The sequence below is a fragment of the Sphingobium sp. TomTYG65 genome, assembly GCF_055395525.1.
Map to the genome: position 1 here is coordinate 2722165 of NZ_AP027330.1, position 11517 is coordinate 2733681.

Below are 11517 nucleotides of genomic sequence, written 5' to 3' on the forward strand. Positions count from 1 at the left end.
GGGCCGCAATGCGTGGCCCCCTTCTTCCTTACCGTATCACATGGATCAGGCGGCGATCGCCATTCGCTCTGGCTGCACCGCGCCGCGCGCGACATCCTTCACCAGCGCGATGAAGCGTGCTGCATCCCGCGCGATCATCGCCTTGTTGAAGCAAGCCGCCGCACCCCGTTCGAGCGCCTCCGCCATGATCGGTGCGCCGTCGCGCATCAGGCTGGACAGCATGATGACGGGGCAGGGGGCGATATCCATGATCTCATCCAGGATGGTCATGCCATCCTTGCCCGGCATGGCGACGTCGAGCGTCACCACATCGGGTCTTTCCAGGTTGATGAGGTCGATCGCTTCCTCGCCATTTCGGGCGATGCCCGCCACCTCGAAGCGGCAGTCCCGCTCCAACAGCGTTTCGATCATCGCGCGAATGGTGAGCGAATCATCGACCACCACGATCCGTATCCGCTTTGCCATCCATTCCTCCGACCCTTTTCTAAAAAGCATAACGGATCGAAATTGGAGACATTTAGCCGGATCAGAAGAACAGTTTCCGGAAGGAAATGCTGATCGTCCGGCCGAGCGGATCGAGATAGCCCGGCTGGTAGCGCAAGGGCGTCGCGCCGGTCGCGACGGTCACATCGCGGCGGGTGTTGAAGATATTGTCGATGCCTATCGACACGCGCGTTCCGCGAAGGAAGGGATGGTTTTTAACCAGCGAGGGCATCTGCCCCAGATTGGCGAAGAGGCGCAGGTTCGCGGTCGCCAAACTGCCGAAGTTGAGCCGCGACGTGCCGTCAAGCGCGCCATCGACATGCGTCCCACTTTCCCAATCGACGCTAAGCCGTGCGCCCAGGCCATTATTGCTATAGCCGACGCGTGCCTCGATCTCGTGCCGCGGTTGGCCACCGGACGATCCCGTGGCGTCGCCGTTCAGCAGGTCGAGTTCGGGCAGGCCCGGCGCGATCAGGATGCTCTCGGTGAAATGCCATGTGTGATAGAGGCTGAAGCTCAGCCGGCCGCCACCACCGCCGCGTCCGCCGCCAAAGCCACCGGGTCCACCGAAGCCGCCGCCGGGCCGGCCACCGCCGCCCGGTCCGCCAAAGCCTCCCTCGCCGCGCGGGCGGTCGCCATTGACCTGCCCCGCTGGAGGCGCGCCATCCTGACCGCCTTGTGCCTGACCCGGATTCTGGTCCTGCCCCCGGCCGCCGCCTCGTCCGCCGCGATTGCCGAACAGTCCGCGCAGATCCTGCAATTCCTTGGGCCGGTCCTCCGGCTTCGCGCCTGCCGCACGCCACGCCTCGACCAGCTTTTGAATGCGCGACTTCAGCGGGAAGGACAGGTCGAAACCCCAGCGCAGCTGTTCGCTTTGCGAGCGGAGATAGTTGACGGGAAAAGCCCTTATCTCGGTCAGCCGCTGATCGGCGTCGCGCAGGAAGCGGTCGCCGAAGGCGCTTTCGATCGCCGGGGTGGGTTCCGGGAAAGCTGCGATCGGATTTCTTGTGCGGCTGTTGAGATAGGTTGCGGTCAGCGTGAGATTGGGCTTGTCGAACGGCTTTACCGTCGCGCTCAGGCGGAACTGGTCACGCACGCTTTCCTTCAGCAGCGCATTGCCGCCTGTGACCCGCGTGACGAAAACGGTCTGGCCGGTCTTATAGTCGAACACGGGAACATTGTCGGTGCGCACTACTGGATCGGAGATCTGATTACCCGTCGGCGCAGCGCGGTCCTGGTTGGCAGAAACAAGCAATTGAACCGCCGGAATGGGCCGCCAGCGCAGCCCATAGCCGAGCGTGGACAGCGTGCCGAAATCGGAAAGCTCCTGCGCTGCCGCGTTCACATTGACCCCAATGTCGCCGACTGCGCCGAGCACGCCTCGTGCCTTGCTGGTGATTGGGACGTCCAGGCTGACCTGGCCGCTGGCGATCTGCCGGTCATAATCAATGGGCAGTTCAACGCCGTTGCGGATCGATCGCCCTTCAAAGCCACTGGCGGACGCGCCGACCCGGACCGAGCTGGTCACCGTGCCGGCGGGCAGATCAAACACTGGCCCCGACAGCAGCAGGTCCCCGGTGATGGCTTGCGAGCGAGCGCTTGCCCGGTCGGTTGAAGTGGATCTTTCGGTACGGGTGCGTGTGTCCGACACATCGCCATTGCCGGTGAAGGACCATTGCCATCCCTTGCCGAGCAAGCCGTTGAAGGTCAGGCCGATATGGCCCGTCGTACCGCGGATTTGCTGGTCAAGCGCACTCTCTCGCAGGAAATCGCGATAGAGCGGCCCGTCTCCCACCGGCGCCGCCAGGGCGGCGGCCGACAGCCCCTGCAGCGAATCATTGTCCGACAATTCCACGCGGCCATTGACGGTCATCGACACACCGCCAAGCGCACGGGCGTAGGTGGCATTGGCCGACACGCTTTCGGTCGCGGGGCTCAGCGTGCGAAAACGGGTGAGATCGATGAAGGCCGGGCCGCTCACCGGTCGGTCGATATTCCGCTCGCTCTCCAGCAGCGAGGCTGCATTGCTATATTTGAGGTTCAGCGTGAAGCGATTGTCGCCCTGGATACGCAGCAGGCCCGCTTCGGCAGAGCCACTTTCCCGCCCGCCATCGGTCGTCGTTCCCGCGCGCAGGTCTGCCAGTTCGGCGCGGAAGCGCTGGCGAAGAACGATGTTCACCACCTTTTGCGTGGGCGCATAGCCGTAGGAAAGGGCCACCTGCTCGGGCAGAATATCGACGCGTGCCACGGCTTCGGACGGAATGTCCTGAATCTCGGAAAAGCTGGAGATGCGCTTGCCGTTGAGCAGCACGACGGGGGTGCCGTTGGTCTGGGCCGAAAGCTCGCTGACCATTTCCGATATGGATGTGACGCCCAATGCCCTGACATCGGCTGCGGACAGCTGCTGCTCGGGCTTAACGTTGCCGACCACCGAACCGCGCTGCGGCTGGCCGGTGACGATGATCTCCTCGCCCTCGTCCTGCGCTACATCGGTCTGCGCCATCAGCGCGGCGGGCGAAGCGCCCATCATCAGAAACAGCATCAGCGAAGCCGATCGGCGCACGAAATACCCCTTTGGAAAAGCAGAACCTTATTCTTCAATCGATAGGGGCGAGTTGTCTCAAAACTTTGCCGACGCCAAGGCCAAATTGTCGCAAAATGTATTGGATGGAGGAGCTTTCGGCAGGCCCCCCATGACAACGGGCGGCGGGGAGGCGGAAGATCAGCGCCTCGCCCATCCGAGCCGCTCGGCAGGTGCGCCAAGGGCTCGGAATGGACTCATGCCGCTCATTCAGTGTGCGAGCTTCTGCCCCTTTCAATCTTCCGGGCAATATTCGCGTTCAGGCTGGCATTTGCGTTCCGGATGATCGCCCCAAGGATTGTCATAGGGGCTGGGGCCGGTGTCCTGATTCAAGCTGCCCGTGTCCTGGTTCGTCTTCGTTACATTGCAATTCTGCCGCTCGGGCTGGCACCGCCGTTCGGGATGATCGCCCTTCGGCTTGTCCTGAGCAAAGGTCGCTGGCGTGGCGGCCAGTAGAGGCAGGATTGCTATGGATGCGAATATTGATTTTCCAAGGTTGGACATAATTGATCTCCATTCACCGACAGAATCGGGAGATCATATTTAGCATCGCCATATATCGTTGGATGTTCCTAAGCCGAATTACCTCTCATGAGCTTTTCCCTCGACAGGCAGGCATTTCGGCGGCACCCATCATGGCATATTCATTACCATCGTCTGATTTTTATGGACGCGCGATTGCCGCAGCATGTTCAAATAATGTCTGTTAGGCCGACCGAACACGGATTAGCCGATCAAGGTTCGCCCTTGGATTCCTGCATCCGCCGCTCGGCGAACCATTGCTCCAGCATCTTGGCGGTGCAGCCGGTAAAACCGTTGCTCCCGATCGCCGAACAGCTGCCTGGCAAATTCTGCCGCTGCACCTGCTCCATCGTGGCGACCTGGCTCCCCCAGCCTGGGCCACCCGAAGGCGCGGGTTTTTCGCGCAGCTTCTTGGGGATGCGATAGCGTTCGGATTCAGGCTTGCGCGCGCAAACGATGATTTCGTCACCCTGTCCCTTGGGGCAGGGGTCATCGCCATAGACGATCAGGTTGAACACACGCTGCGGCGGTTCAGCCTTGGCTGGCGCTGCCAGAGCAAGCGGCAGAAGCGCCGCGGCCACAAGGGAGGAATGAACAGGGAAACGCATCAGTGATCGTCCTTACTTGCCCCTGTGCTGCGGCGGAGTGCCCAATTCCGCCAGTCATTCCCCTAAACGCCGCGCCTTGAGGGAAGCCGTCAGGGCTTCGTCGTTCCTTGCTGAGGCGCGGCCTGTTGCTGCTGCCCCGCCTGCGCCTTCTCTTCCGCAACCGCGCGCGCTTCGATCGCCTTGCTGTCAGCATCGATGGTGGACAGCCGCCGGGCGCGTTCGGCCGCGACCAGATCCTTCCAGCTCGCATTGTCCGCCGCCTGCCGTTCCGCCTTGGCAAGCCGGGCAAGCTGGTTGAAGCAGCCGGTGAAGCCGCCGGGGCCGGTGGCGGAGCAGCTTTCCGTGCCCGTGCGGCCGACATATTCCATCGACCTCACCCGCTCGCCCCACGCCTGGTTGCTCGGCTTGTTCGGATCGCCACGCAGCGGTTCGGGGATGCGGTAGCGTTCTTCCTCACCCTTGCGTGCGCACACGACAATGTCGCTACCTGCGCTTTGCGGGCAGGGGTCCTCGCCATAGACGATGACCAGATTGACGCGTTCGGACCCGGTCGTACCGGCCGCCGCAGTCGGCGCCTGTTCCTGTACCGGCCCGGTCTGCTGCTGCGCAAGGGCAGGGAGGGCGCTTGCGGCCATCAGCAGCGCGGCGGTCATCGCGGTCTTCAACATTGTCTTCGTCTCCTCAGATCCGCTTCGACAGCGCGATTGCGGCGCGGCACCCCAGGCGAATGACGCCCGAAAGCAAGGGGTAGGCGGGCGCTTGTTCCGCGCCATGGGCGATGGCGGTGTCGCGATGCTCCACCTCCTCCGCCTGAAAATCCGTGATGGTGGTGGCAAGTTCCGGATCGTCCCCAGCCAAAGCCTCCAACTGTTCGGCATAATGGCGATCGATTTCCGTTTCGATAGCGGCGGTGCAGGCCATGGCGGCATTCGGCCCGATCGTAGCCGTGACCGCGCCAAGGGCAAAGCCCGCCACATCCCAGATCGGCTGCAAGGCGGTCGGCCGCACCCCGCGCCGGGCGATCATCGCATCGAATATCTTGCGGTGACGTTCTTCCTGCGCCGCCATGCCGGCAATCACTCGCGCATGCGGATGGCGATCACCCAGAACGGCAAGCTGCCCGGCATAGATACGCGTCGCTCCGAACTCGCCAGCCTGATCGACGCGCAGCATGGCGGCGCGATCGGCGTCCGTTACCTTCCGGCCGGGACGGGGGAAATCCTTCGGCGCGCTCATGCCTCTTTCCTCGCCTTGATCAGCAGCCCCAAGATGGCGAGGGCGCTCGCCCCCGACAAGAGCCCGTTGAAGCCAGCAAGCGAAATGCCCATCAGCGTCCAGGGCGCGACGTCGCATCGCGTGATAGGCGTCGCCATGATCTGGTTCAATATGTCGGCGGGATTGCCGGCGGCGGGCGTGGTGGAGCAGGCGGTCAGCCCCTGCCACCAGCCATATTCGACACCCGCATGGAACAGGCCAATCGCCCCGCTGATGCCGATCGCCAGCCCCGCAAGGCCCACGAACAGCGCGCTGACGCACGGCCGTTCCTTCATGCCATAGGCGATCAGCGCCAGCGGAATGGCGGCGAAGTGGGGATAACGCTGCCACCAGCACATCTCGCAAGGATGCAGCCCGCCAATATATTGGGAGGCATAGGCGCCACCCAGCAACAGCAGCGGCACGGCCAAGGCAAGGAGGCGGGCGAGGGGCAGGCTCTTCATAATGCCCGCTTAAACCGCCCCGCGCCTTTCGTCATGCTGAACTTGCGTCAGCGTCCGAACTTCCGCTGGGTCTTGCCATAACGCAGCTTGCGCGTACCGGGCTTCCCCTCGGTCGCGCGGCCGCGTGGAGCCGCGACCTGTTCGTCGGCAGGCAGGCCCAGCTCCTCCGCTTCCAGCTTGCGGATTTCGTCGCGGATGCGCCCTGCTTCCTCGAACTCCAGGTCCGCCGCCGCGGCGCGCATCTTCTTTTCCAGATCCTCGATATAGGCGCGCAGATTATGCCCGACGAGGTGGGGCCGATCTTCGAGGCCGGTATCCACCGTTACCTGATCCTTCGACGCGACATGGGCGATGATGTCGCCGATATTGCGCTTGATCGTGGTCGGCGTGATGCCATGCTCGGCATTATATTCCATCTGCTTCTCGCGCCGCCGCGATGTTTCGTTGAGCGCCCGCTCCATCGATCCGGTGATGCGGTCGGCGTATAGGATGACGCGCCCCTCGACATTACGCGCCGCGCGTCCGATCGTCTGGATCAGCGAAGTTTCGGATCGCAAAAAGCCCTCCTTGTCCGCGTCGAGGATGGCCACGAGTCCGCACTCAGGGATGTCGAGACCCTCGCGGAGCAGGTTGATGCCGACCAGCACATCATAGACGCCCAGCCGCAGGTCGCGGATCAGTTCGATGCGCTCCAGCGTCTCGACGTCGCTGTGCATGTAGCGGACCTTGATCCCCGCCTCATGCATGAACTCGGTCAGGTCCTCGGCCATCCGCTTGGTGAGCGTCGTCACCAGCGTGCGGTAGCCCTTCTGCGCGGTGAGCTTGGCCTCATGGATCAGGTCGTCCACCTGATCCTCGACCGGCTTGATCTCCACTGGCGGATCAATGAGGCCGGTGGGGCGGATCACCTGTTCGGAAAATGTGCCGCCGGTCTGCTCCATTTCCCACGGGCCCGGCGTCGCGGAGACGGAGACGGTCTGCGGCCGCATCGCGTCCCACTCGTTGAAGCGCAGCGGCCGGTTGTCGATGCAGCTCGGCAGGCGGAATCCATATTCGGCTAGCGTGATCTTGCGCCGGTGGTCGCCCCGCGCCATCGCGCCGATCTGCGGCACGGTCTGGTGGCTTTCGTCCACGAACAGCAGCGCGTTTTCGGGCAGATATTCGAACAGCGTCGGCGGCGGCTCGCCGGGCAGGCGGCCGGTCAGGAAGCGGGAGTAATTCTCGATCCCCGCGCACGATCCCGTCGCCGCGATCATTTCCAGATCGAAGTTCGTCCGCTGCTCCAGCCGCTGCGCCTCCAGCAGCTTGCCCTCCGCGGTAAGCTCCTTCAGCCGCTCCGCCAGTTCGAAGCGGATCGCCTCCATCGCCTGTTTGAGCGTCGGGCCGGGGGTGACATGGTGGCTGTTGGGGAAGACCTTCACATAGTCCAGCGATGCGATCTTCTTTCCCGTCAGCGGATCGAACTCGACGATATCCTCAATCTCATTGCCGAAGAAGCTGACCCGCCAGGCCGTATCCTCATAGTGCGACGGGAAAATCTCCAGATTGTCGCCCTTCACCCGGAAATTGCCGCGCGCGAAGGCCGCGTCGTTGCGCTTATATTGGAGCGCGACCAGCTTGCGGATGATCTCCCGCTGATCCTCGACCTGACCCTTCTTCATGGAGAAGGTCATGGCCGAATAGGTTTCGACCGAGCCGATGCCATAGAGGCAGGACACAGACGCGACGATCAGCACATCGTCCCGTTCCAGCAGCGCGCGCGTGGCCGAGTGGCGCATCCGGTCGATCGCCTCGTTCACGCTCGACTCCTTTTCGATATAGGTGTCGGAGCGCGGCACATAGGCTTCGGGCTGGTAATAGTCGTAATAGCTGACGAAATATTCGACGGCATTTTCGGGGAAGAAGCTCTTGAACTCCCCGTAAAGCTGTGCGGCGAGAATCTTGTTGGGCGCCAGCACCAGGGCGGGGCGCTGCAACGCCTCGATCACTTTCGCCATGGTGAAGGTCTTGCCCGACCCCGTGACGCCCAGCAGCACCTGGTCCTTCTCGCCCTGAAGAGCGGTTTCCACCAGTTCGGCGATGGCGGTCGGCTGGTCGCCCGACGGCTCATAGTCGGAAACCAGCTTGAACGGCCGCCCGCCCTCGCTCTTTTCCGGGCGCGCGGGGCGGTGGGGGACGAAGCCTTCGCCGGTCTCAGGCTCGTCCAGCGTGGTGCGGATTTGAATTGTCATCGCCCCTTGATATGGTCTCGCACCTTGAGGGGTGCAACAGGGAGGATATCGATGCGTAAGCCGCTACTGGCCGTTGCCGGAATGACTGCGTTGCTGGCCGCTTGCGGCGACAAGCCGTCGGGCGAGCCGCAGACGAGGGAGGAGGTCGCCAAGGAGGTGCAGAAGGTCCAGCTGAAGCCGGGCCAATGGGAAGGGGCCTACACGCTCGAAGACATCGACATGCCGAACATGCCCGGTGGCGGCGATCAGATGAAAGAGCAGATGAAGAAGATGATGAGCCGCACTTCGATCAAATATTGCGTCTCACCCGAAGAAGCCGCCAACCCCAGCGGCAAGATGTTTTCAGGGCAAGAGAATAAGGACTGTACCTACAAGGGTTTCGACGCCAGCGGCGGATCGGTGAAGGGCGAGATCGCCTGCAAGTCCGAACATGGCGCGATGAACGCGGTCATGTCCGGCAGCTACGCGCCCGAAAGCTATGAAATGCACATGGACATGAAGATGACGGGGGCGCCCAATGGCATGGATATGAGCATGAAGGCGAAGACCACCGGCAAATGGGTTGCGGCCAACTGCACCGAAAAATGAGTGATGACCCGGCGTGCTGGCTTTGCGCCCGCCCGCTGGGCAAGCAGATTGAGTGGCACCATCCCATTCCAAAGAGCCGGGGCGGGCGCGAAACCGTCCCCGTTCATCCCATCTGCCACCGCGCCATCCATGCGCAGCTGAGCAATGCCGAACTGGCGCGCACCCGCGGCGACCCCGCCGAACTGCGCGCGCATCCGGGGATCGCTCATTTCCTCCACTGGGTCGCCGCCAAACCGCCGGATTTCCACGCGCCCACGCACAAGAAGCGATGATTTCAGCGGCTCGCATATTTTTCTTGCGCTTTCGCTTCCGCAGAGCGAGCCTCCCGCCGTTCCGTAAGTGAACAGGGGAGAGGATATGCGAAAGACGATACTGGCGGCGCTGCCGCTGGCGATGACGCTTGGCCTGACCGGATGCGGCAATGAGGCGCCCAAGCCCGAGGCCGTGGAAGCGCCGATCCTGATGAAGGCGGGGGAATGGACGATCATCCGCAAGACCACCGGCTACAACACGCCCACAGTTACGCCGGCCGAGTATCAGGCGGCGCTCAAGCAGACGGATGAGGACAAGCTCTGCATCGCGGTGGATGCGGCGGGTGTGCCGGACGCCAATGCGCTCGCCGGGGAGGAAGGCAAGGATTGCAGCTACAAGGACAAGCTGCTGCGCAAGGGGCGGCTGATCGCCACCCTGTCCTGCAAGTCCGGAGCGGGCACGTCGGAGATTGTGCTGGAGGGCAATTACACCGCTGATACGCTGACGCTGGGCAGCACCATGACTAAGACCGTGAACGGCAGCCCTGTGCTGCGCACCACCCATGACCTCAGCGGCAAGCGCGCGGGCGAGTGTAGCGAAGCCTGAACGATCGCCCGTTCGTGTCGAGCGAAGTCGAGGCACGCTGGCATCAGCTTCTCGACTTCGCTCCAAGCGAACGGCTGTGGGTGAAAGTCCAATGCTTGCCTTGGCGACCCCGCCCGAAATCGCCGATGCAGGCGCGGCCTTTCTGTGCCATCCTGCCGCCCGGCATCCCAAGCGAGGGGAGAGTCGTACCATGCTGTTTCATCTTTCGATCGCCGCCCATGATCCGAGGCATGTCGCAGAGGTCATTGCGGAAATGTGGCGCGGCGAAGCCCATTATTTTCCGCCGGTCACGCCCGGCAGCTGGATCGCGATGGCAGGTGACGAGCGTGGCACCGCCATCGAAGTCTATCCGATCGACACGGTCCTGCGCGAAGAGGAAGGCGACGCGGACTCCTTTGGCGACCGTACCGGCGAAACAGGATTTACCGCCACCCACGCGGCGCTGGCCACGCCGCTGACCCAGGAAGAGATAATGGCCATCGCTGCGCGCGAAGGTTGGCCCGCCAAATATCGCAAGCGCGGCGGAGCCTTTGGCGTGATCGAATTGTGGATCGAAGGCCGTCAGATGATGGAAATGCTGACCACCGAAATGCAGGCTGAATATCTCGCGGCCATGGCGGGCACCAATTACCGCGCCATGTTTGCGTCGCCTGCTCCGGCTTGATCGGGGAGCGGGCGCGCGCCTGCGGCAATCGCGGTTTATCGCAGCGCCCGGATCGCCCGCTCATCACATCGCTTCGGGCCGCGCGCCACAGCGGAGTAGGCCGGCACCTGTATCTCCTGCCCGATCCGCAGCGGAGCGAACCGGTTTCGCGCGATGCCCTCGCAGCGCAGGTAAAGCTCCAGCATGCGCGGCGGGGTGCTCCATTGCTCATAGGACAGGCGGAACGTCCCCCAATGGATCGGGATCGCCGTTGAAGCCTTCAGCTTTTCAAAGACGTTGACCGCCCGTCCGGGGCCGATGTGCGAATCCGATTCCATCTGTCCCGGCCAGAAGCGGAAGGCGCCGATCGGGATCATCGCCAACCGGATCGGCCCCAGCCGTGCCGCTTCCTCTGGCCAGGCCATGTCTCCTGCCCCCGTATCCCCTGCAAAGAAGATGTTTCCTGCCCGCGTTTCGATGAAGAAACTGGACCACAAGGCGCGGCTGCGGTCGGTGCCCCAGCGGCTGCTCCAATGATGGTTGCGCAGGACATGGACCCGATAATCGGGGCAATGCTCGTAATTTTCGCACTGGATGACCGTGTCTGTGCCCAAGCCGTTCAGCGCCGCGCCGCTGACCGACTGTCCCCAATCGATCGCCGTTGAAGGAATGCCATTGTCCTTGAGGATGCTGTCATTGCCCAGGCTGGTGATGATCTTGGGCCGGTCGCGCTCCCACAGCTTCTTCAGCGTGGGGATGTCCATATGGTCGTAATGATTGTGGCTGATGATTATCAGGTCGATCTTTGGCAGATCCTCGAACCGGACCCCCGGCTGCGCCACGCGCTTGGGCCCTAGCGGCGGAAAGGGGCTGGCATAGTCCGACCAGATCGGATCGGTCAGTATGTTGATCCCTGCGGCCTGGACGAGCACCGTCGCATGGCCGACCCATGTCGCCACCATGCCGCGCGGCGCGGCAAAGGCTGGTGGACGGGTTGGCTTTACGGCGACGGCGTCGGGCCATTCGGGGCGGTCGTCCTGGCCCAACAGCCAGCGCGCGATGAAGCCGCGCCTGTTGCTGCCGGGCGGAGCGGAAAATTGGATTTCGCCATCCGGATTGAAAAAGCGTTCCCCGTCATAATGGCGGCTGACCGGCCCATCATAATAGATGCGGTCGAGAAAGGGCGGGACGATCGTGATCGCGAGGCAGAGCGCGATAACGAGAAACAGCAGCGTAACGCCTATCCCGCGCAAGATTTTCCCGATGATGCGGCCCATGCCGTCTC

General features: G+C 63.0%; 13 protein-coding genes. 4 read left to right on the top strand and 9 right to left on the bottom strand.

Going from position 1 to position 11517, the window contains the following annotated elements:
- Window positions 1–45 precede the first annotated feature (45 nt).
- From ACZ5Y5_RS13465 to uvrB, 8 genes are all read right to left on the bottom strand, one after another.
- A complete protein-coding gene (locus ACZ5Y5_RS13465) occupies window positions 46–465 on the bottom strand; it encodes a response regulator (protein WP_464809095.1) in 420 nt (139 codons plus the stop codon).
- 61 nt (window positions 466–526) lie between these two features.
- The gene (locus ACZ5Y5_RS13470; RefSeq protein WP_464809096.1) at window positions 527–3046 is read right to left on the bottom strand and encodes a TonB-dependent receptor; all 2520 of its coding nucleotides are present in this window, start codon (window positions 3044–3046) and stop codon (window positions 527–529) included.
- Window positions 3047–3298: 252 nt separating this feature from the next.
- On the bottom strand, window positions 3299–3568 hold the full coding sequence (locus ACZ5Y5_RS13475) for a hypothetical protein (protein ID WP_464809097.1): 270 nt from the start codon (window positions 3566–3568) through the stop codon (window positions 3299–3301).
- Between the two features lie 230 nt (window positions 3569–3798).
- Window positions 3799–4194: a hypothetical protein gene (locus ACZ5Y5_RS13480; RefSeq protein ID WP_464809098.1), complete on the bottom strand. Its 396-nt coding sequence runs from the start codon at window positions 4192–4194 to the stop codon at window positions 3799–3801.
- Between the two features lie 89 nt (window positions 4195–4283).
- The gene (locus ACZ5Y5_RS13485; protein WP_464809099.1) at window positions 4284–4862 is read right to left on the bottom strand and encodes a hypothetical protein; all 579 of its coding nucleotides are present in this window, start codon (window positions 4860–4862) and stop codon (window positions 4284–4286) included.
- Window positions 4863–4875: 13 nt separating this feature from the next.
- Window positions 4876–5430, bottom strand: a complete 555-nt coding sequence (locus ACZ5Y5_RS13490; RefSeq protein WP_464809100.1) for a demethoxyubiquinone hydroxylase family protein — start codon at window positions 5428–5430, stop codon at window positions 4876–4878.
- Window positions 5427–5912 carry a disulfide bond formation protein B gene (locus tag ACZ5Y5_RS13495; RefSeq protein ID WP_464809101.1) on the bottom strand — a complete coding sequence of 162 codons (486 nt, stop codon included), beginning with the start codon at window positions 5910–5912 and terminating at the stop codon, window positions 5427–5429. The genes ACZ5Y5_RS13490 and ACZ5Y5_RS13495 overlap by 4 nt, the downstream gene beginning before the upstream one ends.
- Before the next feature lie 47 nt (window positions 5913–5959).
- Window positions 5960–8143 (bottom strand): excinuclease ABC subunit UvrB, encoded by a 2184-nt coding sequence (gene uvrB, locus ACZ5Y5_RS13500; protein ID WP_464809102.1) that lies wholly within the window; start codon window positions 8141–8143, stop codon window positions 5960–5962.
- Window positions 8144–8194: 51 nt separating this feature from the next.
- Between uvrB and ACZ5Y5_RS13505 the strand changes: the two genes are divergently transcribed.
- The 4 genes from ACZ5Y5_RS13505 to ACZ5Y5_RS13520 all read left to right on the top strand — a co-directional run bounded on the left by ACZ5Y5_RS13505 (window position 8195) and on the right by ACZ5Y5_RS13520 (window position 10253).
- Window positions 8195–8731, top strand: a complete 537-nt coding sequence (locus tag ACZ5Y5_RS13505) for a DUF3617 domain-containing protein (RefSeq protein ID WP_464809103.1) — start codon at window positions 8195–8197, stop codon at window positions 8729–8731.
- Window positions 8728–9003 (top strand): HNH endonuclease, encoded by a 276-nt coding sequence (locus ACZ5Y5_RS13510; RefSeq protein WP_464809104.1) that lies wholly within the window; start codon window positions 8728–8730, stop codon window positions 9001–9003. Before ACZ5Y5_RS13505 ends, ACZ5Y5_RS13510 begins: the two co-directional genes overlap by 4 nt.
- An 85-nt stretch (window positions 9004–9088) precedes the next feature.
- On the top strand, window positions 9089–9589 hold the full coding sequence (locus tag ACZ5Y5_RS13515) for a DUF3617 domain-containing protein (RefSeq protein ID WP_464809105.1): 501 nt from the start codon (window positions 9089–9091) through the stop codon (window positions 9587–9589).
- A gap of 190 nt (window positions 9590–9779) precedes the next feature.
- The gene (locus ACZ5Y5_RS13520) at window positions 9780–10253 is read left to right on the top strand and encodes a hypothetical protein (RefSeq protein WP_464809106.1); all 474 of its coding nucleotides are present in this window, start codon (window positions 9780–9782) and stop codon (window positions 10251–10253) included.
- 35 nt (window positions 10254–10288) lie between these two features.
- Here the strand turns inward: ACZ5Y5_RS13520 and ACZ5Y5_RS13525 are convergent, their stop codons facing one another.
- On the bottom strand, window positions 10289–11509 hold the full coding sequence (locus ACZ5Y5_RS13525) for an MBL fold metallo-hydrolase (RefSeq protein WP_464809107.1): 1221 nt from the start codon (window positions 11507–11509) through the stop codon (window positions 10289–10291).
- Between the last annotated feature and the right edge of the window lie 8 nt (window positions 11510–11517).